The sequence below is a fragment of the Erwinia tracheiphila genome, assembly GCF_021365465.1.
Lineage (GTDB): Bacteria > Pseudomonadota > Gammaproteobacteria > Enterobacterales > Enterobacteriaceae > Erwinia > Erwinia tracheiphila.
Map to the genome: position 1 here is coordinate 2,528,024 of NZ_CP089932.1, position 23,816 is coordinate 2,551,839.

21 protein-coding genes and 11 pseudogenes are annotated in these 23,816 nt (G+C 48.6%); 16 read left to right on the plus strand and 16 right to left on the minus strand.

Annotation, left to right across the window (positions count from 1 at the left end):
* The first annotated feature begins 123 nt into the window (after window positions 1–123).
* Together LU633_RS13360 and LU633_RS13365 are read left to right on the plus strand one after the other, a co-directional pair.
* Entirely contained in the window at window positions 124–534 is a 411-nt protein-coding gene (locus tag LU633_RS13360) for a carbohydrate binding domain-containing protein (RefSeq protein WP_016169732.1), read from the plus strand.
* A 31-nt stretch (window positions 535–565) separates the two neighbouring features.
* The gene (locus LU633_RS13365; RefSeq protein ID WP_040465248.1) at window positions 566–979 is read left to right on the plus strand and encodes a carbohydrate binding domain-containing protein; all 414 of its coding nucleotides are present in this window, start codon (window positions 566–568) and stop codon (window positions 977–979) included.
* Between the two features lie 122 nt (window positions 980–1,101).
* Here the strand turns inward: LU633_RS13365 and LU633_RS13370 are convergent.
* Both LU633_RS13370 and LU633_RS13375 read right to left on the minus strand, forming a co-directional pair.
* Window positions 1,102–1,638 (minus strand): annotated as a pseudogene (locus LU633_RS13370) (Rpn family recombination-promoting nuclease/putative transposase); the annotation flags it as partial.
* Window positions 1,639–1,834: 196 nt separating this feature from the next.
* Window positions 1,835–2,539, minus strand: a pseudogene (locus LU633_RS13375) (IS6 family transposase).
* A gap of 235 nt (window positions 2,540–2,774) precedes the next feature.
* Here LU633_RS13375 and LU633_RS13380 point away from each other — a divergent pair.
* Window positions 2,775–3,017, plus strand: a pseudogene (locus LU633_RS13380) (2-hydroxyacid dehydrogenase); the annotation flags it as partial.
* Window positions 3,018–3,059: 42 nt separating this feature from the next.
* On the opposite strand, the gene LU633_RS13385 reads toward LU633_RS13380, so the two are convergent.
* Window positions 3,060–3,332, minus strand: coding sequence for a putative hemolysin (locus tag LU633_RS13385; protein ID WP_016169737.1), 273 nt, complete (start codon window positions 3,330–3,332; stop codon window positions 3,060–3,062).
* Between the two features lie 349 nt (window positions 3,333–3,681).
* Here LU633_RS13385 and LU633_RS13390 point away from each other — a divergent pair, with 349 nt between their 5' ends.
* The 3 genes and pseudogenes from LU633_RS13390 to LU633_RS13400 all read left to right on the plus strand — a co-directional run bounded on the left by LU633_RS13390 (window position 3,682) and on the right by LU633_RS13400 (window position 6,795).
* Window positions 3,682–3,954 carry a putative quinol monooxygenase gene (locus tag LU633_RS13390; protein ID WP_016169738.1) on the plus strand — a complete coding sequence of 91 codons (273 nt, stop codon included), beginning with the start codon at window positions 3,682–3,684 and terminating at the stop codon, window positions 3,952–3,954.
* A 151-nt stretch (window positions 3,955–4,105) separates the two neighbouring features.
* Window positions 4,106–5,147: pseudogene (locus LU633_RS13395) on the plus strand (helix-turn-helix domain-containing protein).
* A 439-nt stretch (window positions 5,148–5,586) separates the two neighbouring features.
* The gene (locus LU633_RS13400) at window positions 5,587–6,795 is read left to right on the plus strand and encodes an IS256 family transposase (RefSeq protein ID WP_046371893.1); all 1,209 of its coding nucleotides are present in this window, start codon (window positions 5,587–5,589) and stop codon (window positions 6,793–6,795) included.
* A 33-nt stretch (window positions 6,796–6,828) separates the two neighbouring features.
* Here LU633_RS13400 and LU633_RS13405 read toward each other — a convergent pair.
* Together LU633_RS13405 and LU633_RS13410 are read right to left on the minus strand one after the other, a co-directional pair.
* Window positions 6,829–7,019, minus strand: a pseudogene (locus LU633_RS13405) (helix-turn-helix domain-containing protein); the annotation flags it as partial.
* Between the two features lie 123 nt (window positions 7,020–7,142).
* Window positions 7,143–7,589 (minus strand): RrF2 family transcriptional regulator, encoded by a 447-nt coding sequence (locus tag LU633_RS13410; protein ID WP_016169740.1) that lies wholly within the window; start codon window positions 7,587–7,589, stop codon window positions 7,143–7,145.
* Between the two features lie 384 nt (window positions 7,590–7,973).
* Here LU633_RS13410 and LU633_RS13415 point away from each other — a divergent pair.
* Both LU633_RS13415 and LU633_RS13420 read left to right on the plus strand, forming a co-directional pair.
* A pseudogene (locus LU633_RS13415) lies at window positions 7,974–8,114 on the plus strand (sugar transporter); the annotation flags it as partial.
* Window positions 8,113–8,342: pseudogene (locus LU633_RS13420) on the plus strand (sugar transporter); the annotation flags it as partial. The pseudogenes LU633_RS13415 and LU633_RS13420, both read left to right, overlap by 2 nt.
* 65 nt (window positions 8,343–8,407) lie before the next feature.
* On the opposite strand, the gene rhaM reads toward LU633_RS13420, so the two are convergent.
* Genes rhaM through rhaB form a run of 4 tightly spaced genes read right to left on the minus strand, consistent with a single transcriptional unit; the run spans window position 8,408 to window position 12,289 of the window.
* Complete coding sequence (rhaM, locus tag LU633_RS13425) at window positions 8,408–8,722, minus strand: L-rhamnose mutarotase (protein ID WP_016169742.1); 315 nt, start codon at window positions 8,720–8,722, stop codon at window positions 8,408–8,410.
* Complete coding sequence (rhaD, locus tag LU633_RS13430) at window positions 8,712–9,554, minus strand: rhamnulose-1-phosphate aldolase (protein WP_016169743.1); 843 nt, start codon at window positions 9,552–9,554, stop codon at window positions 8,712–8,714. Before rhaD ends, rhaM begins: the two co-directional genes overlap by 11 nt.
* A 9-nt stretch (window positions 9,555–9,563) precedes the next feature.
* Window positions 9,564–10,820: an L-rhamnose isomerase gene (locus tag LU633_RS13435; protein ID WP_016169744.1), complete on the minus strand. Its 1,257-nt coding sequence runs from the start codon at window positions 10,818–10,820 to the stop codon at window positions 9,564–9,566.
* Entirely contained in the window at window positions 10,817–12,289 is a 1,473-nt protein-coding gene (gene rhaB, locus LU633_RS13440; RefSeq protein ID WP_016169745.1) for a rhamnulokinase, read from the minus strand. The genes LU633_RS13435 and rhaB overlap by 4 nt, the downstream gene beginning before the upstream one ends.
* 300 nt (window positions 12,290–12,589) lie before the next feature.
* Between rhaB and rhaS the strand changes: the two genes are divergently transcribed.
* Together rhaS and rhaR are read left to right on the plus strand one after the other, a co-directional pair.
* On the plus strand, window positions 12,590–13,417 hold the full coding sequence (gene rhaS / locus LU633_RS13445; RefSeq protein WP_016169746.1) for an HTH-type transcriptional activator RhaS: 828 nt from the start codon (window positions 12,590–12,592) through the stop codon (window positions 13,415–13,417).
* A gap of 8 nt (window positions 13,418–13,425) precedes the next feature.
* Complete coding sequence (gene rhaR / locus LU633_RS13450) at window positions 13,426–14,283, plus strand: HTH-type transcriptional activator RhaR (RefSeq protein WP_016169747.1); 858 nt, start codon at window positions 13,426–13,428, stop codon at window positions 14,281–14,283.
* 38 nt (window positions 14,284–14,321) lie between these two features.
* On the opposite strand, the pseudogene LU633_RS13455 reads toward rhaR, so the two are convergent.
* Together LU633_RS13455 and LU633_RS13460 are read right to left on the minus strand one after the other, a co-directional pair.
* Window positions 14,322–14,553, minus strand: a pseudogene (locus tag LU633_RS13455) (L-rhamnose/proton symporter RhaT); the annotation flags it as partial.
* 246 nt (window positions 14,554–14,799) lie between these two features.
* On the minus strand, window positions 14,800–16,467 hold the full coding sequence (locus LU633_RS13460; protein WP_016169749.1) for a methyl-accepting chemotaxis protein: 1,668 nt from the start codon (window positions 16,465–16,467) through the stop codon (window positions 14,800–14,802).
* A 392-nt stretch (window positions 16,468–16,859) separates the two neighbouring features.
* Here LU633_RS13460 and LU633_RS13465 point away from each other — a divergent pair.
* Window positions 16,860–17,547, plus strand: a pseudogene (locus LU633_RS13465) (transposase).
* Between the two features lie 113 nt (window positions 17,548–17,660).
* On the opposite strand, the pseudogene LU633_RS13470 reads toward LU633_RS13465, so the two are convergent.
* Window positions 17,661–18,662: pseudogene (locus LU633_RS13470) on the minus strand (IS110 family RNA-guided transposase).
* A 435-nt stretch (window positions 18,663–19,097) separates the two neighbouring features.
* Here LU633_RS13470 and ydfG point away from each other — a divergent pair.
* On the plus strand, window positions 19,098–19,850 hold the full coding sequence (gene ydfG / locus LU633_RS13475) for a bifunctional NADP-dependent 3-hydroxy acid dehydrogenase/3-hydroxypropionate dehydrogenase YdfG (protein ID WP_016169753.1): 753 nt from the start codon (window positions 19,098–19,100) through the stop codon (window positions 19,848–19,850).
* Window positions 19,851–19,909: 59 nt separating this feature from the next.
* Here ydfG and LU633_RS13480 read toward each other — a convergent pair whose 3' ends face one another.
* Both LU633_RS13480 and LU633_RS13485 read right to left on the minus strand, forming a co-directional pair.
* The gene (locus LU633_RS13480) at window positions 19,910–20,938 is read right to left on the minus strand and encodes an SMP-30/gluconolactonase/LRE family protein (RefSeq protein WP_016169754.1); all 1,029 of its coding nucleotides are present in this window, start codon (window positions 20,936–20,938) and stop codon (window positions 19,910–19,912) included.
* Between the two features lie 12 nt (window positions 20,939–20,950).
* The gene (locus tag LU633_RS13485) at window positions 20,951–21,154 is read right to left on the minus strand and encodes a cupin domain-containing protein (protein WP_157275201.1); all 204 of its coding nucleotides are present in this window, start codon (window positions 21,152–21,154) and stop codon (window positions 20,951–20,953) included.
* Between the two features lie 303 nt (window positions 21,155–21,457).
* Between LU633_RS13485 and LU633_RS13490 the strand changes: the two are divergent.
* Together LU633_RS13490 and LU633_RS13495 are read left to right on the plus strand one after the other, a co-directional pair.
* Window positions 21,458–21,661: pseudogene (locus tag LU633_RS13490) on the plus strand (hypothetical protein); the annotation flags it as partial.
* A gap of 219 nt (window positions 21,662–21,880) precedes the next feature.
* Window positions 21,881–22,117, plus strand: coding sequence for a hypothetical protein (locus tag LU633_RS13495; RefSeq protein ID WP_016169756.1), 237 nt, complete (start codon window positions 21,881–21,883; stop codon window positions 22,115–22,117).
* Here the strand turns inward: LU633_RS13495 and LU633_RS13500 are convergent.
* Window positions 22,086–22,871 (minus strand): DNA adenine methylase, encoded by a 786-nt coding sequence (locus LU633_RS13500; protein ID WP_016169757.1) that lies wholly within the window; start codon window positions 22,869–22,871, stop codon window positions 22,086–22,088. The genes LU633_RS13495 and LU633_RS13500 overlap by 32 nt on opposite strands.
* A gap of 202 nt (window positions 22,872–23,073) precedes the next feature.
* On the opposite strand from LU633_RS13500, the gene LU633_RS13505 reads away from it, so the two are divergent.
* Both LU633_RS13505 and LU633_RS26230 read left to right on the plus strand, forming a co-directional pair.
* Entirely contained in the window at window positions 23,074–23,430 is a 357-nt protein-coding gene (locus LU633_RS13505) for an LbetaH domain-containing protein (protein WP_016169758.1), read from the plus strand.
* A gap of 25 nt (window positions 23,431–23,455) precedes the next feature.
* On the plus strand, window positions 23,456–23,584 hold the full coding sequence (locus LU633_RS26230; protein ID WP_407647041.1) for an acyltransferase: 129 nt from the start codon (window positions 23,456–23,458) through the stop codon (window positions 23,582–23,584).
* A gap of 69 nt (window positions 23,585–23,653) precedes the next feature.
* Here LU633_RS26230 and LU633_RS13510 read toward each other — a convergent pair whose 3' ends face one another.
* Complete coding sequence (locus LU633_RS13510; RefSeq protein WP_016169759.1) at window positions 23,654–23,806, minus strand: DUF1378 family protein; 153 nt, start codon at window positions 23,804–23,806, stop codon at window positions 23,654–23,656.
* Window positions 23,807–23,816 lie beyond the last annotated feature (10 nt).

Consider the following 23,816-nt stretch of genomic DNA (forward strand, 5'->3'; position numbering starts at 1 on the left):
CATAACTTTACGTTGATATAGAATATTCTGGCATTTTAGTTTTGTCATGGTCTGGATATTTTTATTATCTGCCTTCTCAACTAATGAAGGTTAAATAGTTTATAAATTAATAGAGGTTAATATATGAATAACTTAGTAAAAAATGGGGATTTTTCATTGGGTCTTCAATACTGGACACTCACATATGAGTCGTCCGTAAGCGTTCTCACGGAAAATGGTTTGAACTTCGCAAGAATCGCTTATAATGGTTATTTTTTTCATCAGAATATTAATGTTGATCCTGATGCTACATACGAGTTTTCTTGCCTGGCAAGGACTAGTAGTAACCTATTGAGAGTCTATGTTGGTGGAAGATTTCTAGATAATACTTATGATACTGATGTAATGCCCAGTATGCAATTTAGAGAATATAATATATCCATCGAAACCAAATTACATACATTAATAGATGTATTTATCTTGATCGAGCCGAATGAAACGAACCCGGAAGATGCATATGCAGATATGACAGATGTTTATTTAATTAAGAAATAAATTATTTGTTCAATGTATGGAGGAAAAAATCATGACAAAAAACCTTGTAACAAACGGTGATTTTGAAAATGGACTGACTGGATGGGGGTATTCAGGTGAACCACCTGTTGTATTGAAAGAAGATGGAATTTCGTTTATTCGAATTCCGGCAGGCACATTCCTAACTCAGGATATTTCGCCGCTGACTATTGGGGGGAAATATACTTTCTCCATTAAGGCCAAAGCAAGTGGGGGCTTTGATCCTAACGGGGTTATGTCTACCAGAAGTTATAATGATAGTACTAATCATGAAATTGAACCAATTACTGGAGAATTTAATGTGTTTTCTTCAATTCATAGTGCCAAAGTTGATATAAAGACACAGATTTTCATGTTGAACCAAGGGGTAGACCAGATAGATGGTGTTTATCTTGATATTACAAACATCCAATTCTACGAAAACTGATTTTTTTAGCTCAATTTTATTTTGATAGTGTGATAATCAGCGCCAGCGGGTAAAAATTTTGTCCCCGCTGGCGACAGCTGATACGATTATCCCATTTGACGAATATAAGTATAAAGCCAAAATTAGTGGCGAATCTGCGCCAGGTCGTCTTCAGTCAGACCGGTCATTTTCATGACGGTACTGCGGTCGATGCCGTTCTGCAGCATGGTACGGGCAATTTTCAGAGTGGCCTGACGCTCCCCTTCTGAACGGCCTTTTTCAATACCACGTTGTTCACCCAGCTGGATGCCCTTCTCGATACCCTTCTGTTCGAGCTGTTGTGCGATGGTCATAAGTGCGTCTCCGTGTTGCAGCACACGCTGTGCCAGTTCGCGTACAAAGGCTTCGGCGTCGGCTGTCTCGCCTGCCTGCACTATATAGTGTACCAGCGAAATCATCTGCGATGAAGACAGATAACCGGCCAGTAAAATTGGCGCAAGCCGGTCAACCAGCTCTGCCAGATCTCCCTGATGAATATGTTTCTGAAGCAGCGTCAGGGCGGCCATGCTGCGATGGCCAGCAATTTCATCATCCGGAATGACGGTAACATCAACCAGCGGGAAGGCACTGCTTTAGAGTTTGTCTGCCAGCACCGGAGCGTCAAACTCATCCAGCCATCTTTAGCGCTGCATTTTCAGGAGCCTATGCCGTCCCCGTTCAGGACATACTTAACAGTATGGCCGTCGGGGGGATTATAGAGGCGGTTACATACCTTTCGTGTATAGCCATGCGCAAAAAGGGTGATGCCTCTAATTAGTTCAATCGGCACTGTTGCAAGTTTCACGATGAGGCAGCTTTTTGTATTACTGAAAGGTCTTAATTTCCAAATACTCTGTTTACCAGACGCATCTCGCCCGGGAGATGCCCACAATAAAATGACCCGGCCTGACCTTTACGTAGCGCACACATCACTTCAATCCCTTTGATTGTAGCACAGGCTGTCTTTATGGATTTAAATCCTGACATGGCGCTGATTATCCTTCTCAGCTTGCCGTGATCACATTCAATGACGTTATTCAGGCTCTTAATCTGTCGGTGTTCAACATCGGGCGGGCACCGGCCCTCCCGTTTCAGTCACGCCAGCGCCCGGCCATAAGTGGGAGCCTTATCTGTGTTGATGAGACGGGGGACCTGCCAGCCTTTCACGTTATTTAAAATCTTCCCGGGAAAACGATATACCGCTTTGCTGTTACGACGCGAAGAGAGATAAAAATCGATGGTGCGTCCTTTGCTGTCAACATCCCGGCACAGGTAAGTCCATCTGTCGTTAACTGTGATATAAGTTTCACCGGGGTGCCATGAACAGAAGCCGGAAGGCTGACGCCAGCACCATCGCCGTCGTTTTTCTATTTCAGGCGCGTAGCGCTGGACCCGGCGGTAAATTGTGGAGTGATCGACACTGACGCCGCGTTCAGCCAGCATCTCCTGTCGTTCACGGTAGCTGATGCCGTATTTGCAGTACCCGCGTACCGCCCACAGAATAATGTCACGACTGAAATGTCGGCCTTTTAATACGGTCATGGGGAGCGTTACTGATGAAAATATCAGCAAAGTTTATCAGCGCAGCAATCTTTGCAACTGTGCCATTATTCTTTCGAAGATCGAGTTGCGATCACGAGTCTGGACAGTCTTCTGGAGGATGCAGATCCACTAAGCGATGAAGATGACACTGAGTACGAATAAAACCATTAACGATATGATAAATAATCTTTTTATGTGAAACATGGGACTTTTGGAGGAAACGGGCACGGCCCCCAGGATCGGTTCCCTTGGAATGGATGTTTATGAAAACGAGCAAGCACTGTTCTTTGAGGATAAATAAAACGATGTTATTCAGGATGATATATTTCGCCGCCTGTCTGCATATCATAATGTCCTTTTCATCGGCCACCAGGCATTTCTCACGGCAGAGGCACTGACCAGCATCGCACAAACAACTCTGGAAAACCTGAAGATGCTGGTATCGGGACAATATTGCCCAAATGAACTGCCCCTCTGATAACGCTCTGGCAGGGCTGACGTCCTGCTTTCCTGTTCACACTTAAAGTCTGCAGCTACCACTGGTTAATGCATCTTCACCACAGCGACGACCATTAGCCAACTGACACATTCCTACTGAAGTGCCGTCTAACTGCCGCGATAATGCAATAACGCCCCAGGCATTGGTACAGGCGCTTTCCGCAATATTGGAGATTTCAATGCGCAGTGGAACATGAGCTGCCGTGGCTTGTTGTGGCGGTTCGTTGTCGGCGTTAGTACTACAGCCAGACAGCAATATTACAACCCCTGCAAAAAGAAAGGCCGCAGCGTTCATCCGGAACTCAATTGATAGTAATCAGACAGTAAGCGTGTCAGCATAATCGACGTTCTGCCCCTGGTCGAGCACTGTCATTAAGTTTTACACAATTAAAATAAGCTGAATATATAATGCAGGATCTCGATTATTCTTTCCGATGCAAGACTAACCAGCAGAAAGTATAAAAATATTAAAAATGGCTGAAAAGAGATATTATCTTCTGTTTGTTTCAGCTCGACCAATTCAGGACTAGTTATATCAACAGCTTCGTGCCACATCTGAATATGTCATTATCGCCTTGTACTGGGTGTATCAGGCAGTTTTCAATGTCATTGAGTCATCTGAATAGTTTATGCAGGAGAAAAGCATGTCAGATAAAAATATTCGTATTGTCGCAAAATTTATCTCGGCGGCGGGTAAGGCTGATGAATTAAAGAAAGTACTGAGTGCTGGCATTAAGCCCGCCAGGGCAGAAGAAGGCTGCCTTCATTATGATCTCTATCGCAGTGTTGAAGATGGCAACGTTTTTCTGTTCCATGAGACATGGAAAGATGCTCAATCCGTCGATATCCACGGCGGTCAGCCGCACACCACCAGAAGTAATCCGGGTGTAATCTCATATCAAGGTCAGAAATTCTGACCTTGATATGAGAGGTGCAGACGACGCAATACTTTTTGGTGAAATTGTTTGTATTCGTCGCGACGTAATCTGACAGCGGACCCTGCAAGGTTGAGGGTTACCGGTTTTGATATGGGTGTCGAAACCTTATACAAAACACGAGGTCACCCTGATGCTCCATACTCACAATCCCATCATCAAACACAAAGCCGGCCTGCTCAATCTCGCCGAATAACCCGGTAACGTCTCAACAGCCTGCAAGAGCACGGGCGTGTCACGCGACACCTTCTACTGTTATCAGGAACTGGCTGCTGAAGGCGGCATTGACGCGCTGGTTAACCAGAACCGCCGGGGTCCAAACCTGACGAACCGCGCCGACGAAGCCACTGAACGCGCGGTTGTTGAATACGCCGTTGAGTTCCCGGCCCCCGTGCAGCACCGGACCAGTGATGAGCTGCGTAAAAAAGGCGTGTTTACCTCCGGCAGCGGCGTGCGCGCCATCTGGCAACGACACGACCTGGAGAACTTCCGTAAACGCCTGAAGGCGCCTGAGGAAAAGTTCGCCAGAGAAGGTATCGTGCTTACCGGTGCCCCAATCGCCGCGCTGGAGAAAAAAGGCGCATGATGATGAGGCCAGTGGCGAAATCGAGACCGCACACCCGGGCTATCCCGGGTCGCAGGACACCTTCTGTGCTGGCGATCTAAACGGTGTGGGCCGTATCTGCCCGCAGACGTTCGTGGATACGTACCCGAAAGTGGCACACTGCAAGCGGTATACGAGTAAAACGCCGAACTCTGCCGCCGACCTGCTAAATGATCGGGTACTGCCGTTCTGTGAGGCTCAGGGGCTGCCGGTGCTGAGAAGACTGACCGACAGGGGAACGGAGTGCTGTGGTAAGGTGGAGCCGCATGATTACCAGCTTTATCTGGCCATCAACGATATCGCCCATACAAAAACGAAGGCGATGTCCCCACAGACCAACGGCATCGGTGAGCGCTTCCATAAAACGATTTTGCAGGACTTTTATCAGGTCACGTTCCGCAAGAAGTCATATAGGGAGCGGGAGAGCCTGCAAACGGATCCGGACAACCGATTATGGCATGACAATAATGAGCGGACTCATCAGGGGAAAATGTGCGGCGGGCGAACGCCAGTGGCCAGGTTATCTGATGGAAAACGTGTCCGGGCAGAAAAGGAGCTGAACCGGATGTAATCCGACAGACACCTGTATAAATAACCGGTAACGGTCAGATCAGGTCTGAGCTAGTACAAATTAAGGGTGATACAGGAAAGATATGATAGTCGTTTACACCAACTGGACAGAGTAAAAATTCCCGAAATCTTTTTTCAGGTTGAAAGTTAATAAAAACTTTGCTCTCTCGCAATCTCAGCGATGGTACCATTGCGTTCACCAGTTTTTCTTACCAGCCTGGATTAGCTGGTTATTAATCTGAACGGTTGTATATTAGTAACGAAAGAAAATGCTATCTGGGGTTGTAAGCGGGAACCCGCCAAAATTTTGTGGGATTCTTGAAGAAAAAAATTTAATTGGTGGTGATGCCGCTGCTGCCAAGGTTTCCGAGCCAGTACATAGATTTGTGTAATTGCCTGATTTTGACATGTTCAATCCAGCATCAAAAGCAGGTTAATTTATGGACGAAAAACAGTCGCAGGCCCTGGCTAACGAACTGGCCAAAAATCTCAAAACCCCTGACGATCTCAGCCAGTTTGAGCGCCTGCTGAAAAAAATCAGTGTCGGGGCGGCGCTCAACGCCGAAATGACCCGTCACCCCGGCGACGATAAAAATCAGCCAGAACCGGCGACCAACGCCCGCAACGGCTATTCTACAAAGACAGTGACCACCGGCGATGGCCCGCCGGAGCTGCTTACACCGCGCGATCGTGATGGCTCTTTCGAACCGCAACGGGTGAAGAAAAACCAGACCCGGAGCACCGGGATGGATAACCCGATCTTATCGTTGTATGCCAAAGGTATGACCACCCGCGAGATAGCGGCCGCATTCAAAGAGCCGTATGACGCCGATGTCTCGCCAGCGCGGGTCTCGAAGGTAGCTGATGCCGTCATGGAGCAGGTCACCGGATGGCAAAACCGGCCACTGGATGCGGTCTGTACCATCGTTTACCCTGACTGTATCGTCCTGAAGGTCCGGCAGGACAGTCGCGTCATCAATAAATCCGTGTTCCTTGCCCCGGGTATCAACATCGAAGGCCAGAAAGAACTGCCGGGTATGTGGCTGGCCGAAAACGAGGGCGCGAAGTTCTGGCTCCATGTGCTGACCGAATTAAAAAATCGCGGCCTGAACGATATCCTCATCGCCTGTGTTGATGGTCTGAAGGGCTTCCCGGACGCTATCAACGCGGTGTATCCGCAGGCCCGCGTCCAGCTGTGCGTCGTGCATATGGTGCGCAACAGTCTGCGGTTCGTCTCCTGGGAGGGCTACAAAGCCGTCACCCGTGACCTGAAAGCCATCTGTCAGGCCCCCACGGAAGAAGCAGGTCAGCAGGCGCGGGAAGCGTTCGCCGGTGCCCGGGACAGCCGCTACCCGCAGATAAGCCGGGGCTGGCAGGCAAACCGGGCCAGCCTGTCGACGTTCTTCGCTTACCCGGCAGACATCCGCAAGACGCTCGACACGACCAGCGCCATCGAGCCGCTGAACAGCGTGATCCGGGATGCCATCAAGAAGCGGAAGGTGTTCCCGACTGACGACTCAGTGAAAAAGGAGGTGTGGCTGGCAATCCAGGCCGCATCACAGCAATGGACGATGCCACTGAGGGACTGGCATATGGCGATGAGCCGTTTTATTATCGGGCTCGGTGACCGCCCGGACGGCCACTACTGAGAAAAGGCATTTACACAGAATCATGTACAGGGTCCGTTCGGCCGATTTTTTCATGTAGCTCACACGGATATATTCACCCAACGCATAGCCAGTGTGTTGTTTGAACATTCTTTGCAGATGCCATTTTGAATAGCCAACCCGATGAGTAACAGTATCCAGATTCATTTTTCCTTCGACATGACTATCTATTTAACAAGATCGTTAATAAAATCATCATAGCTCACTTTGATTATATCTGGCTGTGGGCCTTGTCGTCCCCTGGTTTACTGGCATCTGATTCCTCTTTTCGGGACTATATCTCATTTTTTTCTGGTGTTACTTCGGTGTTCAATATTCCGGGAGACAACTTAGCGCCCCTGCGGATAACGCTGGTCTCGCACTGAAATTTCTTTCAAGGCATCTGCCACCGTGCATTTAGATAAAACGCCCCTGGTGGCCTGCTCTGCTTCACGCGCCAGCTCTTTAAAAAACCAACAGGTATTAGCACTGACCAGACAACGTGGCAGAACTTGAGGTCGTCCAGCCAACAGCGGCTTATCCTCAAGAGCGGAGGTGTATATATCACATAGCGTAATTTTTTCCGCTGGCCTGCCCAATCTGATCGTCCCAGCACGACCAAGCGTTGAGACAATAATGCCATCACGAGTAAGCGGTACCATCATTTTGCGAACAAAGCTGGGATTAGCTTCCAGCCCGGCTGCCAGAATTTTGCTGGTACTACGCTTACCCTCCTGTTCTGACTGGGCTATACAGAGCACCATTTGCAGTGCCGTAGGAAAACGGATATCAAGCATTTTTTATCCTTGCTTTCAAATGTAATTAACTACGGCCATTGAATTTATTAAAATCAGTGAGTTGAATCTTCATATGCCATTTAATATAACAAATACTGTTGCAATTTAGAAGGTGATGTGAAGACCTTAAATGGTGTTCCCCTGCTCTTCTCAGAAGAGTAAAATTCATCGATAGCTATTCATCCGACAGGTTCAGGTCGCCCTCGTTTCAAACCAGTAACGTAAAAAAAGATGAATTTTGTATGTCATCCTTGAGCCAGATCACACACAATATGCTTTCTTTTGTGTGATTTCGTTTGTGCGAAATTAATTCAAACTCAGTGAGTCGTTAACGCTAATGCATCAACTACTGTTTCACGCAAAGTTGCATGGTTACGTGTCATTATGTTATCCATCGCTGCGTTTATTTTTAATACCACTGAATTTGTCCCGGCTGGTCTGTTATTTGACATTGCGGTAAGTTTTTCCATGCAGACAGCTCAAGCTCAGGTCGGGCTGATGCTAACAATTTATGTATGGTTGGTTGGCTGTACAGATGCGGGTGTTAGCCCTGTCCCTGATGCAACAGACGTTGCCATGCGCTGCTGTCAGGTATCTACAACATCGGTATCGGGGGCACTGTTATGCAATCAGGTCAGCTTGTCGTTGGATATGGCCAGCATCGGCTATGTTGGCGCAGCGATTGGCTTAATTTCTCTGATATGGTGTGTATGGAGCATGCGCCGTTACCCTCAGCTACAAGTCAATGGCTGATCGATAAAAGCGCCGTTGCACAACATAATATTTTGCAACGGTGCTTGTTTTGCGGTAACCGCTTTTTATGCCAGATAGAATACCGACGTCAGCTCGGTGCTGACCGGGCTAAAATCTGGATTCGATGGCATAAGTTCACACATTGAACGCCACCATTTTTGACACACTTCCGTATGTGCAATGGCGTTCCAGCGAAGCTCTGACTCGATCTCTACCACAGCAAACAGCAGGTTACGCGGCGCATCAAGAAAAATACTGTAATGATGCGCCCCGTGCTCCTTCAGTACGCAGGCCAGTTCCGGCCAGATCGGATTATGACGTTGTTGATACTCCTGATGCTTATCCGGATGGATCTGCATGACGAAAGCTTTACGCAACATAAGGATGTCTTGCCTCGAGCGCTGCCTGCCACGGTTTGACGCCAAAGCGCTCACCGAGCGCAATCAACTCTTCAGTGGTAATACTTTGTTTCATTCCGCCCATCGACAGCACTTTCACCACGACTTCCGAGGATTTTTCAGCGGTATCAATAAGTCCAAAGGTTTCATCCAGACCAGGACCTGCGCCAAAAATGCCGTGGAAAGGCCACATAACCAGACTGTGTGAAGCCATGCTGTCTGCGGTTGCGTCACCAATGCCATCGGTGCCCGGCACCATCCACGGCACGATGCCAACGCCATCTGGAAACACGACCAGACACTCCGTGCTCCCTTCCCATAAAAGACGCGTGAAACGCGCCGGGTCCAGGTCCACCACATAACTGAGCGACATAAAATTTGTGGCATGGCAGTGCATGATTACCCGATCAGCCCCATTACTCACTTTCATCCGCACCGCGTGGGACTGAAAGTGTGAAGCCAGTTCGGAGGTCGGCAGTCCACCGTTGCTCAGGCCCCAGTATATGCGGTAAGCCCGTCCATCTTGACTGACGCGCAGCAGAACCAGACTGTCCGCCGGATCGAGTTGCACGTTACGAAAAAACTTTCCAGAGCCGGTAACCAGAAACCAGCAGTTAGCCAGCGAGGGAGCGGGCTGAGTTAACTCGACGATGCGGTGTTCAGGATAGAAATCGCTGGCAAAAGGTTGCACCTCTTCATCCAGCAGACGCAGGCTAACGTTACCGCCATTACGCTCATCCCATCCTTTAAGCCACATATCACTGGTCGCTTTGACCATTCCCTGAACAAACCAGGAAGTCAGAATGTGTTGCATATTCAATCCTTAACGTTTACTGAGAATCTGTTGTTCATAATGACGTACTTCACTCAGCCAGTGGGCATCAGCCGGGACATCGTGCTGCAGGCAGTATGCTTCCCACACCGCCTGCCAGGGCAAAGACTTCTGTTCTTCCAGCAGTGCAAGCCGTGCGGTGTAATCACCTTCAATCTCCAGTTGTTTCAAACGATTGACCGGCTCAAGTAGTGCTCGCAGTAGCGCTTTCTTCGCGTTACGAGTCCCAATTACCCAGGCAGCAATACGGTTGATGGAGGCATCAAAAAAATCCAGGCCGATATGCACTTTCCCGAACAGATCCTGACGGACAATTTCGCTGGCAATGGCCTGCGTTTCATCATCCAGTAGCACCACATGATCGCTGTCCCAACGAACCGGACGGCTGACATGCAGTAAAAGTCGCGGTACATAGAGCATGGCCGTGGAGATTTTGTCGGAAATTACTTCGGTCGGATGGAAATGACCGGCATCAAGCGTCAGCGCAATCTGGCGGCTGGCGGCATAGCCGAAACAAAACTCATTCGAGCCTACGGTGTAACTTTCTGCGCCAATACCAAAGAGTTTGCTTTCCACGGCATCGATATGTTGATCGGGATGAAATTTTTCACTGATTACTTCATCCAGTGACATCATAAGGCGCTCCCTGGGGGCAAAACGGTCAATGGTTAAATCCTTCATTCCGTCTGGCACCCAAATATTCATTACGGATGCTGTGCCCAACTGTTCGCCGAAATAAGCAGAAATCCTGCGGCTGGCTTTACAATGCTCGATCCAGAACTGTCGAATTGACTCACTGGAGTTGGAAAGGGTAAAACCACTTTCGCTCATGGGATGAGAAAAGCATGACGGATTGAAATCAAGCCCTAACTGATTTTCTTTCGCCCATTCAACCCAGTGTGAAAAGTGCTCAGGCCGGATATCACTTCGCTTAACGGCACGATCACTTTCCAGATAGATTGCGTGTAAATTTACTCTTTTCGTGCCGGGAATTAATGACATCGCTTTGTCGAGATCGGCACGAAGCTCTGTGGCATTGCGCGCACCACCGGGATAATTCCCGGTAGTCTGAATACCGCCGGTCAAAGCAGCTTGCGGATTCTCGAAGCCACGCACATCGTCACCTTGCCAGCAATGCATGGAAACAGGCACGTTATCCAACCGGGTCATCGCGGCATTAACATCAATACCGATTGCGGCAAAACGCTGCTTTGCCAGATCGAACGCCTGTTCAATTGCTCGGGTCATATACATAGCTCCTTAGCCGTATTCGTCAGTGACTCAAAACGAGACCAGTTTCGTCGGTACATGTCACTAACCTGTGGGATATAGGTTTTTAAGGGGAAATTTTGTTTAATTATTTCGCGAAGATGAGTGACATCGCGTAAATCACCACGGGCAATAAGCTGGTAGCCAATATTACCGAGTGTTGATGCCTCGACGGGGCCAGCAACCACCGGGATACCGCAAGCATCTGCGCAAAGTTGATTCAGTAATGCGTTCTGGCAACCGCCACCGACAATATGCAAACGCCTGAAAGGGGCCCCGCAGATCTGCTCCAGTTCGTACAATACCTGACGATAAAACAGAGCAAGACTGTCAAAAATGCATCTGGCCAGCGCAGCGGGCGTGCTGGGTTGTGCCATGCCCTGCTCCACGCACGCATTCTGAATTTCACAAACCATACTGACTGGATTGATAAAGCGTTGGTCATTGGGATTGATCAGCGCAAGGCAGGCAGGCTGATCCTTTGCCGCCTGAACCAGCGGGTGAAAATCGTTAATTAGCAGCTCACTACAGATGCGTTGTAACAACCACAGTCCCATGATGTTTTTCAACACCCGAAAACGCCCTTCAGCGCCACCTTCGTTGGTTATGTTGGCTGCCAGTGCCTTATCATCGTTGTAGGGTTCAACACTTTCGAAGCCCATCAGAGACCATGTACCTGAACTCAGCCACGCAGAATCAGGGCCAGTAAGCGGAGCCGCCAGCACGGCACTGGCGGTATCATGCGTCGCCACCGCAACGACAGGCACGTTTTTTCCTGAAGGGCTTCGCCAGCATCCGACTTGCGTTCCCGGTTGTGATGTTTTACCAAACCAGTTGGCATCGACGCCTGCCCACTGCAGCAGATCGCGATCCCACTGGCCTGTTTTGATATTCAGAAGTTGCGTCGTGGTGGCATTAGTATACTCCCAATTAAACTGTCCAGTCAGCCGGTAATGAAAATAATCGGGTACCAGCAGCGCACGATGCACGTGCTGCAACCAGCCTGGCTGGCTGGCGGCCAGTGCCCGCAGCTGATAAAGCGTATTAAATGGCAAAAACTGGATACCGGTACGGGAGTAGATGTTTTCCCGACCCAGTTCTTTGATTGCATGCTGCTGAATGCCCTGGGTTCGGTCATCGCGATAAGATACGGGCAGACCGATGCGACAACCCTGTTTATCCAGTAGCACAAAATCCACTCCCCAGCTGTCGATGCCAATGCTGTCAGCCATGATATCTTCCGCATCCAGGCCATTGAGAGCGGAAACAATAAATGCCTCCAGTGCATCGATATCCCAGCACTGCTGGTCATCAACCGTGAAAAGGCGATTTTTTGTTCGGGAAATCTCCCGTAACTCCAGTTGTCCACTGTGGGCATCAAAGCCCCCCAACATGACGCGACCACTGGATGCACCCAAATCAATGGCAACGCAATTTCGCATACTCATGCTTTAGCTTCCTGTTAATTCAATGACTAACAGTGTAAAAGTCGAGTCTTTTTGTACCTTCCCTTTACTGCCAGTCATGCCAGTAAAAATGGCAGCGCGGCAAAGATGAACGTGAACAGTCTCACAGTTTTATTTTTAGATAGTCGATGATGTGATACGGTGCGCAATTCTGGATTCAACCCAGCTGGTTCTTTAATAATCAGCGTTGGGAAAGGTATTTTCTGTTGGAAATTAAAGGTAAGCAGCCGTTCAGGTCAGTAAGATTTACCAACCGTGATGAATCATAAATAAGGGCGCGTCGTGACCGTATTACACAGTGTGGATTTCTTTCCAGACGCTGGGTTCCCAATAGCCATTGAACCCCGCGCACCACAGGATGCATTTCCAGAACACCATCACGATGACTTTCATGAAATAGTGATCGTTGAGCAAGGTGCGGGCATTCATATTTTTAACGGTGAACCTAAACCACTTTGCAGCGGCTGCGTTTGTTTTGTACGAAGCCATGATCGGCATCTTTATGAAAAAACAGACCGTCTGATACTGACGAACGTCTTATACAAAGAGCCTGAAGCATTCCGCTTTATAACGGGCTTCCAGCATCTGCTTCCGCAAGAATGTGATGGGGATTACCCTTATCATTACAGGATCAACAGCAATATGATGGAGCAGGTCAGGTTGCTTATCTCTGAGCTGAAAACGGGGAGCGGCTCTTTCACCCTTGAGGCACAGGCAGCTCAGGAAATGCGGTTTATGCAACTGCTGTTGTTGCTGCGTAGTGGTAAAAATGAACGGCACGGTGATGATCGGCCGGGTAAAATGCATGACCTGTTGGAATGGCTGGCAGAACATTACAGTGAAGACGTGAACTGGGGGGTATTAGCAGAGCAGTTTTCCCTTTCGTTGCGTACACTACATCGGCAGTTGAAACAGCAAACGGGCAGCACCCCACAGCGCTATCTGAATCGTCTGCGGCTGCTTCAGGCACGGCATTTACTGCGGCACAGTGAAATGCGTATCACCGATATTGCCTTTCAATGTGGATTTGGTGACAGCAATCACTTTTCCACATTATTTAAGCGGGAATTTGGTGTATCTCCGCGTAATATCAGGCAAAAAAACCTGTGAGGTGAATTTTGAACCCGCCACTTCGTCTTGTAAAAGCCGACTATTTTCCTTCAGACCTGATGCCCGTAGTGGTTGTGGATCGCAGTCCACAGCCCTCCTTTCCCCTTCATAATCATGAATTTAATGAACTAGTGATTGTCTGGCGCGGTAATGGCCTTCATGTGATGAATGACAAGCCCTGGCTTATTACCTGTGGCGATCTTTTTTATATTGGCACGGACGATTGCCATAGTTATGAATCGGTGCACGATTTGGTTCTGGACAATATCATTTACTGTCCTGAGCGTTTTCAGTTGGGTGTCGATCTTAGGCATTTTTTCCCGTATGAACAGGTGGCCTGGCGTTTGACCATACGCGGCATGTCACTTGTAAGAGGGGTTATTTTGCAGTTGTCTCAGGAAGGACATAAAAGCGATCAACTTTCACGTCAGCTTGCAGAAACGCTTTTTTTACAGCTTTTGCTTATTTTGCAGCGCCACCGTTACCGTGCGGATTGCGCATGGCAATTACCTGGAGGAGAACAGCTGGATCTGCTTATGTCAGCTATTGGGGGGCAGATTTCACACCATTTTGACCTGAGCATGTTTTGCGAGACGCATCAACTGTCCGAACGAGCGCTGAAACAATTGTTTCGGCAGCAGACTGGCATGATGCCCGCGCAGTACCTTCGTCAGCTCAGACTGTGTAAGGCAAAATTTCTCCTGCGCAGCACGACATGTTTAATAGGAGAAGTTGCTGCTCGCTGTGGTTTTGATGACAGCAACTATTTCTCCGTTGTGTTCACGCGTGAAACAGGCATGACACCAAGCGCATTCCGTCAACAATTTGAACAGCATGCCCACAGGGCAAAAATTACCCATGCCTGAAATAACGTTGGGGTCATAACATCATTCCCATTCAAATAAAAAATCGGTATAAGTTGAGACAGGGAAAATGTGCTGTAATAACCCCAAAAACTGGGGAGCAGAATGACGCTGACCGTCCAGGGCAGGACGATTCCACGACATAATGCCGCCAACCGACCACATGGTTTCCCAGGAACATTGACGGGCTTTCTTGAACAGTGCATAAAAACATGCGGCACTTGCAGCGCCGACAAGGTGCCAAAGAATGCCTGATAAAATAGCCTTGCTCATATTTACTTCCTTTCGGTAAAAGTAAGAGCCAGGTCTATGAAGTAAGCGTTTTTCTGAACCTTATGCTGGCTGCCTCAGGACGAAAAAAAAGATGGCAAAATCAGGCAGTTTGGCAATGCCACCATCACAAATACTATCTTTATTACCAACTGATAATAAAGGATTATCTTAAATGTGCCGTGTGATGTCGGTTAGCCTTGACGCCAGACCGACACGGTAATCGGTTGGCCTGCTTCAAAAGCTTAGTCAGAATGAAACCCACTCATCGTCCGCGCCGGAGGATTTTGCCTCTGGCGAACACGTCAGCAAACGAGCGGGAGCAATCTCGACCGGTATGAGTTGGGCCACTTTGTTTGCGGCTGGCGACAGGCGGAATTTGGAGACAGATAGTGTCAATTCCTCCGTCTGGCGCTCAAGTGTGCTGGCTGCAGCGGAAACCTGCTCAACCAGCGAGGCATTCTGTTGAGTCACACTGTCCATTTCCGTGATAGCCGTACCCACCTGAGAGATTCCTTTGCTTTGCTCATCAGAGGCTGCCGCTATCTGCTTCATTATTTGCGTAACTTCACCCACCGCACTCACAATTTCGTCCATGGTGCTGCCAGCTTGACTTACCAGACGTGCACCATTGTCCACTCTGCTCACCGAATCACCGATCAGTGCTTCGATCTCTTTTGCGGCATTGGCACTTCGTTGTGCGAGATTACGCACTTCACTGGCCACGACGGCAAAGCCACGGCCCTGTTCACCTGCTCTTGCTGCTTCCACGGCAGCATTCAGTGCCAGAATATTGGTCTGAAATGCAATGCTGTTAATGACGCTGGTGATCTCACCGATTTTTTGAGAACTCCCGGCGATACCTTGCATGGTTGTGACAACGTCACTAACAAGCTTGCCACCTTTACTGGCCGTCAGGGATGCCACCTCAGCCATCTTACTGGCATGAGCAGCGTTATCCGCATTTAATTTAACCGTCACCGTAAGCTGCTCCATACTGGCCGCGGTTTGTTCAAGCGCCGCAGCCTGCTCTTCGGTTCGTGATGAAAGGTCGTTATTGCCGGAAGAAATCTCTGCTGCTCCACGGTAAATATTGTCTGTTCCGTTACGGATTGCCGTCACTGCTTCACACAAGCTGTCCTGCATGGCCTGTAAAAGCGGAACCAACTTACCAACACAGTTACGACCAATTTCATGCAACGGCTGGCTGAGATCGCCATCCGCTATTAAACGAAAATGCTGACGCATTATTTCCAGCGGGCGAACCAGCATGTTGACCAGATAACGATCGGTGAATAACAGAATCAGCAGTCCGGCAATCACGGCCAGAACAATGACGATTTTCGTCACGTTGGTCAGGCGATCAACATTTACCCGTGTGGTATCCAGCTTATCACTGGCAGCAGCGTCAAACTTCTCTACGGTGGCACCGAACTCACGACTCAACGCCGGGGTGACATTTGCAGCATGGCGGCGATATTCATCAAGCACCGGCTGTTGTGCCAGTTTCATCTGAGGCAGCACGCCCTCGTTGATGAGTTTTTCCCAGATATTGATTACTGCGGAGGAATAGCTGGCATCCAGTGGTCCAGGTACACTGGCTTTGAAATCAGCCAGCAAAGTGGTCATGTTATCCAGTGCTTTTTGAACAGAAGCCATGTCAATTGCGGCATTTGGACTGCCAGCCTGACGAGAATCTGTCGCACGGCTCAGTCGGGTGATAAAGCGGAAATATTGATCGTTACCTTTACTAAGAAGTGTCATCTGGTTGACTAACTTCCGATTAACTTCGTTCCCTTTACCCAATGCGTTGAGTGAATAAACGCTGTACATGCCCACGGCTGACCACAGCAGGCAGAACAGCCCGAGGATCCAGAGCATAACGCTGCGGATGGTAAAATTTCTGAATATATTCATAACAACTCCGTGACGGATGAAAAACATGTCAACTTTGTCCTGACAGTGTGACGCTTATATGTGTTATCGACACGTTGTCGTTTTACCTGAGTATTAATTTCTTTCGATTCATAATGTTAAGGATAGCGGTGTGGGGGTAAGTGTCTGCAAGGGCAGTTTTTTTCTTGCAGGCTAATAAGCAAAGCCTGCAAGAAAAAATTGCTTTGTTGTAAATGAATTCTGCACCTCATTTTAGGCTCTTTAAGAAAATAAGGAATGGAGGCGAATTAAGCGCAGAGACACTATGAAATAAGGTGTTTTTAATAAAGGATTTCTACACCGGAGCCTGTACATAAATTTGTGTAATCACCTGATTTTGATATGTTCATTCCGACAACGGAGACAGGAAAATTATGGACGAAAAGAAACTCAAAGCGCTGGCTGCTGAACGGGCTAAAGGTCTTAAAACCGAAGCCGATATTAGCCAGTTTTCCCGGATGCTGACGAAGCTTACCGTCGAAACCGCACTCAATACTGAGCTGACCGACCATCTCGGGCATGAGAAAAATGCACCCAAAAAAGGCTCTAATACCCGTAATGGTTACTCATCAAAAACCTTGCTTTGCGATGACGGCGGGATTGAGCTGAGCACACCGCGTGATCGTGAAAATACCTTTTAACCTCAGCTAATTAAGAAAAAACAGACGCATATCACGCAGATGGACAGCCAGATTTGACCCTGTACATGATTCTGTGTAAATACCTTTTCTCAGTAGTGGCCGTCCGGGCACCGGCGAACGCTTCCCGCAGATAAACCGGAGCTGGCAGGCAAACCGGCCCAGCCTGTCGACGTTCTTCGCTTACCCGGCAGACATCCGCAAGACGCTCGACACGACCAGCGCCATCGAGTCGCTGAACAGCGTGATCCGGGATGCCATCAAGAAGCGGAAGGTGTTCCCGACTGACGACGCAGTGAAAAAGGAGGTGTGGCTGGCAATCCAGGTCGCATCACAGAAATGGACGATGCCACGGAGGGACTGGCGTATGGCGATGAGCCGTTTTATTATCGGGTTCGGTGACCGCCCGGACGGCCACTACTGAGAAAAGGTATTTACACAGAATCATGTACAGGGTCTCAATAATCCGTCTTCGCAAAACCAGACTGGGAACTACTTAAATTAACGATTCACCTGCCAGTCAGGCTGGCGTCATCATTACTTTTCGAACACGGTCTGCCGTGTCGTGATTGCCCACGCTATCCGGGCTAATTTGTCGGCCAGTCCACAACACACTACGCAGGGGTGTTTTTTTGCCAGCAGCGCCCTGACCCGGCCAGCTAGCCTGACTGATAAGCTCTTCTCTGAATAAAGACTCTGGCGCACCGCGCAAGTAACCGGCGCAGGTTTTTGTCTCCGCGTTTACTTATCCCTAAAAGCGTATTTTTTCCGCCGTGCTGTACTGCCGTGGCACCAGACCAGCTGAGGCAGCAAAATCCCGGCTACAGGCATGTTGTTTACCGTCGCCCGGTTGCGATGGCAGGACGCTGGCGGTTACTGGCACAACACCGGATATTGCCTGAAGACGTTGTCCTGTTTCATCACAACTCAGTTCCTGCTCCAGGGCCGTTTCAGGCCCGGTGATCTGTTCGACAAGGTAAAGATAATGAGCATGTAAGCGCATCAGCAACTGTGCCAGATAGTGTGGAAGTTCATTCTCTGCAAGGACGGTTGAAAGCTGTTTTATCACTGCGGCTCCGATTGGGAATACTGCTGCCAAATTCCAGTAAAAAAGCATGCATCTTATTGTTTGTTTTGACTTTATCTCTGAGAAGCGATTCCCTGGCGCGGTGAAGTGCCCGCATGGCCTGCCGGGCTTCAGTTCGTGGTTGCACAAATCGCATTGAGGGACGGGGTTCTGCTTCGCATATGGCTTTCGCATCAACAAAATCGTTCCTGTTGCTCTTAACAAAAGGGCGGACGAACTGCGGAGAAATCAATTTTGCTTCATGGACTAAATCAGCGAGCCGGCGAGCCATAAAATGGGCGCCGGCGCTGGCTTCCATCACAACGGTAGCCGATGTGCAGCCAGCGAGAAACTCAATAAGTTTGGTACGGGCAACCTTTTTACGTAGTAATGCCTTGCCTGATTTATCCTGGCAGTGAATGTGGAAGGAATGCTTGCCGAGAACGGATACCAATACACGTAACGTTTTGCATGATGGCCTTCCCCAGAAAGAAAAACCCCCTGTCAGCGTAGCGCTCACAGGGGATGGGGACCATGCCGCATAAGGCCTGAGTAACAGCGAGTGGCATAGCGATTCCTTCTCAATGACTTACCGACAATGACGGTGACTTGAGATATCCGGGCAATTTCCATACCAGTCTGGTTTTTTATATTATTGACAATAATTAATTAGTTATCTTTCTCTGTAAAAAAGTTAAGCATACCATTGTCGCTTATAATGAATAGCAATCGATTGCCACACATTGCATTACAGTATTACTGAGAGTGTGGAACGCTCAATCGCGCCATTAAGCAGCAATGGTGCATTGTGGCGCATCCGGAACGTGCATCAGCATAGTCCGGCAACCTCACTTATCAGACTCAGGGGAAAGTGCTATGGTGAAAAAAATATATTGAGGAGCAGTGAGATGATTGTTTTTGTTACGGGCGCCACCGCTGGCTGCGGTGAGAGCATTACACGCCGCTTTGTCGCAGCGGGTCATAAAGTCATCGCTACCGGTCGCCGTCAGGAACGTTTACAGATGCTCAGGAACGAGATGGGTGACGCGGTTTACACACTGCAACTGGATGTCAGAAATCGCACCGGAATTGAATCCGCTCTTAACAACCTGCCGGCCGACTGGCGTAACATTGATGTGCTGGTCAACAATGCCGGACTGGCGCTGGGCATGGCACCCGCCCATCAGGCCAGTGCAGAAGACTGGGAAGCGATGATCGATACGAATAATAAAGGGCTGGTCTTTATGACGCGCGCCGTGTTACCAGCCATGGTTGAGCGCAATATTGGGCACATCATTAATATCGGATCTACGGCAGGCAGCTGGCCCTATGCTGGGGGTAACGTGTATGGCGCTACCAAAGCATTTGTTCGTCAGTTCAGCCTGAATTTACGTACTGACCTTCATGGTACGGCGTTGCGGGTGACGGATATTGAACCGGGACTGGTTGCAGGCACCGAATTCTCAACCGTTCGTTTTAAAGGGGATGCTACTCAGGCAGAGAACGTCTATGCCGGAACCAAGCCGTTAACTGCCGAAGATGTTACGGAAGCCGTTTTCTGGGTGACTACGCTGCCAAAGCATGTCAACATCAACACGCTGGAAATGATGCCGGTCGGACAAGCCCTGGCTGGTCTCAAAGTACATAAGGCCGGCCAGTAATTTTCACCCCGTCACACCGTCACCAAACCGCAACGCGGATGCTTTTGTGACGGGTACGTTTACCTGCTAACAGCAAAGTTTTGCGTCGGTGAACCGCCGTTTACCAGCACAGGCAGACGTAACACCAGATTGGCGGCAGTGACATACAGCCATTTGTGCTTACTGGCATCCGTACACAATGCCAGATTGCCGGTATTTTCTGACGGTATCAGTATTCTGCCAAGCATCAATCCCTCCGATGAGTAAATCCGCACCCCCTCTTTGCTGGAGCTCCAGACATTGCCTTTTTCGTCCACTTTGATCCCGTCTGGAATGCCCACAGGGATTTCCGCGAAAACTTTACCGTCCAGAAGCCTGTTATTGCTCACACGATAGCTAATGATGTGTTCAGCAAGCGCTGTATTATTAAAATCATGCGCCTGTTCAGAATCCGCGACATATAAACGTTTTCCGTCAGCAGAAAATGCAAGTCCATTCGGCGAGTGAGTCTCCGGTGCGTTGAGGCGTGACAGCGTTTTCGAGACAGTATCATAGCGATAAATAAACTCACCACCCTGTTCTGGCGTACCGCCATAACTTTCTTTTTTATTCAGCACACCGAAGGTTGGATCGGTAAACCAGATTGCGCCATCGGGTGCGATGGTGACGTCATTGGGACTGTTTAGCGGTTTTCCCTGCCAGGCGTCTGCCAGAATCTCCCAACTTCCGTCCTTATTCTGGCGTAGCAAAGCGCGTTTGCCGTGCGATGCGGCAATGACACGTCCTTGTAAATCCAGGGCATGACAATTTTGAAAATCTGAAGGTGACAGCCATTCTTTCAGTCCTTGTTTTTCGGACCAGATCATAACTTTATTTTGTTTTACATCACTAAAGAGCACGCTGCCATCTGGCAGGCAGAGCGGCCCTTCGGCCCAGACCGCATTACTGGTGATAAGTTGTGAACGACTGTGTTTATTGACCAGGATGGAAAATAGCGGCTTATCCGCCTCGATTTCTACCTCTGTCAAACTTTCAGCAGCCCCGACGTTATTGGATAACATCACTCCCCAAAACAGCATCACAACAGATTTTTTCGTGCTAAAGCGCATGGTCATTCCTCTTCAACTGGCACAAATGCCTTTAATCCGGGCACTGTTGGCACCGGGTTTAAGTTTTATAATGAGCTGGACGTTAGGTTGATCGCCCACCGTTTTGGTCATGTGGCTAATCCTCAGATCGCCGGGGCGAGCGAGGTACGGGGTACCCGTGTTGAACTGAACTTCACCTGGCCCCGGCACAAGGGTTGTGCCATCTGTCGCTTCCACTAACCATCTGCCCAAAGGATGGCGTATTTTATCTCAGGTTGTTTTTTCCCTGACTTACCGTGGGCGCTGCAACTTCTGCGACAGCTCCGCGCAGTGGGCTGTCTGCACAGGCCAGCGTGGATATGTGGTACAACACCGCAAACATCATAAGTTTACTTTATGTCATTTTTTCTTATTAACATTCCGTTAGCCCTGTAAGGCTGGTAACAGAGCTATAGAATATGCAATTTTTTGTAACTGTTATCAGAGTTACTGTACATAAAAGGGGCTTCCCTTGTTGTTGGCGGCTGGCTGACTGACTGCATGATAACAGTAGGTTTTATCGTCAGAGGTTACCGCCATGGACGAGAAATCCCTCTCCTTAACCTGACCGCTCCATGGCAGGTTCAATCCATTTCTCTTGATAAGAATGCAGGCTCCGTAACCGTTACTGTTGGGATTGCTGAAAATTCTCAATTAGCCTGTCCGGCAGGCGGTAAATTTTGCACTGTCCACGGCCATCGACATGTAGCCGCGAAAATTGTTTGATACTGATTTGAAGGGTATTTGATTCGCGGTGATACCCCTCCGGCGCATATCAAATACCTTCCAAACCAGCGCAATTTTCAACCTAAAAACATCTCTAACCTTCCATGTTTCCTTCCACTGGACTGTCCGATCCCACCGAGTTAGTGTGCGTCGCACTACAGGCCTGTAGGTTTCTTAGTCGCCTGGAAGGAATTGACCATGAACTTTTATCAGATTCGCCAGACCATGACTGACGATGCGTATGACGTTATCTCAGCTTTCGGTCAGACGGCCTCACTGACCCTACAGGCCATCGCCTACATAACTGGACAACGTGAACACGCCACCCGCTTCATACTTGAGCAGATGGCGGTGTTTGATGTAGTCGTCGAAAATAACGGCCTGTGGTGCCTTTCAGAAGGGTTTAAAGCCTCGATGCATCAACCTCAAGCCTGAAGTTGCATATCACCAGCTCAGACGCCTTATGGCCGTTATTACTGCCTACTGAGTATGTTGTATTAACCGCTACCATCTCCAGCCCTTCAAACACCCGGTGCATGTCCGGGTGATCGTTAACTGAGATAATCATCTTCCCCTGGCATCTGCGTGCCAGTTCTGCCATTGCGGCATACTCTTCAAGACCGAACGGTACGCCGTAACCCTGCGTTTGCCAGTACGGCGGGTCAAGGTAAAACAGCGTGTCTGGCCTGTCGTAACGGGTTATACATGTTTTCCAGTCCAGATGTTCTATTGTTACCCGATGCAGACGCAGCCAGGCCTCTGACAGCGTTTCTCCCAGCCGCAGCAGATTTAACTTCGAGGGGCCGGTAGCACTGGTGCCAAATGTTCGTCCCTCTGTTTTGGCCCCAAAGGATAATTTTTGCAGATAGTAGAATCTGGCCGCTCGCTGAATATCAGTCAGCGTTTCAGGGGGCGTATCCTTGAGCCACTGGAATATTTCGCGGCTGGTTAAAGCCCATTTAAACTGCTTTATAAACTCTTCGAGGTGATTCTGGATCACCCGGTAAAGGTTAACGATGTCGCTATTAATATCGTTCAGTACTTCGGCCTTCGATGGCTCTTTCATAAAGAAAAACGCAGCACCGCCACAGAACGGCTCAACGTAGCAGGTATGCGCGGGGAGCATGGGTAAGAGAGACTTAGCCAGTTTACGCTTACCTCCAACCCAGGGAATGACTGTTGTAACCATTGAACTAACTCCATTATCAGAATTGCTGATCAATTTGAATTTATTGATCGCTAAACCCGATGATATGCATAGTTATAGTTCATGGCCTGCTATGCTCAGGTAGCTCTCATCCTGTGCTTTGCCTGAGTGGGGGGTAAACTCTTTGATTACAGTGCAGCAATGTATTACCGTTTGCTTTCTTCAATTGAAAGGTGCCGGTTAAATGTTAGACTATTTGTTTCTTCTTTTTTCAAGGCATATCTCTGTAAGAAGAGCAAGAGCCTTCTTCAACAGCAGCCACATGGCAGAAAAAAAGAAAAATAAAATATTGTTAAAAACAGGTATTGTCTTTGAAGGGAAGTCTACTATTGTCGCTCCGTTTTATTATGAATTCGGAAAGATATCCATCGGGAAAAATGTTTACATTAATTCAGGCTGCACTTTTCTTGACAATGCTTCAATAAATATTGGGGATAATACACTAATTGGCCATAATGTTAGTATTTGCACTGTTACTCACGGCGTTAATCCATGCGAGAGGCATATTAATTTTATTAAGCCTATTTGTATAGGGGGGTAATGTCTGGATTGGTGCGGGAACAGTAATTTTACCAAGCGTATCCATTGGTGATAACAGCGTTATTGGTGCCAATAGTGTAGTCAATTGCGATGTTCCAGCAAACTCCCTTTATGCTGGCTCGCCTGCTAAATTAATACGGTCGCTTGCTTACTAAATTTAGAAAAAACGCCAGTAAACTGGCGTTTTTTTGTAATCCCAGCGCCATCAGAAAACATATGGCTGCTTAAATAAATTTTTCCGGCACGGTTTTCTCTTCAACTGCTTGGTCGATTTTCTTACTGATATAAGCCCGGATAGTTTTATAACCATCGGAAATCAGATAGATCGCACAAACAGCAGCGCTGCCATACAACAACATGGTCAGAATCAGAGTCATTTTTTATTCC

Excerpts from the sequence above, each read along its gene's own strand:
- LU633_RS13360 (WP_016169732.1), top strand. The coding sequence starts at position 124 with ATGAATAACTTAGTAAAAAATGGGGATTTTTCATTGGGTCTTCAATAC.
- LU633_RS13410 (WP_016169740.1), bottom strand. The coding sequence starts at position 7,589 with ATGCTTGATATCCGTTTTCCTACGGCACTGCAAATGGTGCTCTGTATA.
- rhaB (WP_016169745.1), bottom strand. The coding sequence starts at position 12,289 with ATGAGTATGCGAAATTGCGTTGCCATTGATTTGGGTGCATCCAGTGGT.
- LU633_RS13460 (WP_016169749.1), bottom strand. The coding sequence starts at position 16,467 with ATGAATATATTCAGAAATTTTACCATCCGCAGCGTTATGCTCTGGATC.
- rhaM (WP_016169742.1), bottom strand. The coding sequence starts at position 8,722 with ATGTTGCGTAAAGCTTTCGTCATGCAGATCCATCCGGATAAGCATCAG.
- LU633_RS13400 (WP_046371893.1), top strand. The coding sequence starts at position 5,587 with ATGGACGAAAAACAGTCGCAGGCCCTGGCTAACGAACTGGCCAAAAAT.
- LU633_RS13495 (WP_016169756.1), top strand. The coding sequence starts at position 21,881 with ATGAACTTTTATCAGATTCGCCAGACCATGACTGACGATGCGTATGAC.
- ydfG (WP_016169753.1), top strand. The coding sequence starts at position 19,098 with ATGATTGTTTTTGTTACGGGCGCCACCGCTGGCTGCGGTGAGAGCATT.
- LU633_RS13390 (WP_016169738.1), top strand. The coding sequence starts at position 3,682 with ATGTCAGATAAAAATATTCGTATTGTCGCAAAATTTATCTCGGCGGCG.
- LU633_RS13505 (WP_016169758.1), top strand. The coding sequence starts at position 23,074 with ATGTTAGACTATTTGTTTCTTCTTTTTTCAAGGCATATCTCTGTAAGA.
- LU633_RS13385 (WP_016169737.1), bottom strand. The coding sequence starts at position 3,332 with ATGAACGCTGCGGCCTTTCTTTTTGCAGGGGTTGTAATATTGCTGTCT.
- LU633_RS13435 (WP_016169744.1), bottom strand. The coding sequence starts at position 10,820 with ATGACCCGAGCAATTGAACAGGCGTTCGATCTGGCAAAGCAGCGTTTT.
- LU633_RS13500 (WP_016169757.1), bottom strand. The coding sequence starts at position 22,871 with ATGGTTACAACAGTCATTCCCTGGGTTGGAGGTAAGCGTAAACTGGCT.
- rhaD (WP_016169743.1), bottom strand. The coding sequence starts at position 9,554 with ATGCAACACATTCTGACTTCCTGGTTTGTTCAGGGAATGGTCAAAGCG.
- LU633_RS13365 (WP_040465248.1), top strand. The coding sequence starts at position 566 with ATGACAAAAAACCTTGTAACAAACGGTGATTTTGAAAATGGACTGACT.
- LU633_RS13480 (WP_016169754.1), bottom strand. The coding sequence starts at position 20,938 with ATGCGCTTTAGCACGAAAAAATCTGTTGTGATGCTGTTTTGGGGAGTG.
- LU633_RS13510 (WP_016169759.1), bottom strand. The coding sequence starts at position 23,806 with ATGACTCTGATTCTGACCATGTTGTTGTATGGCAGCGCTGCTGTTTGT.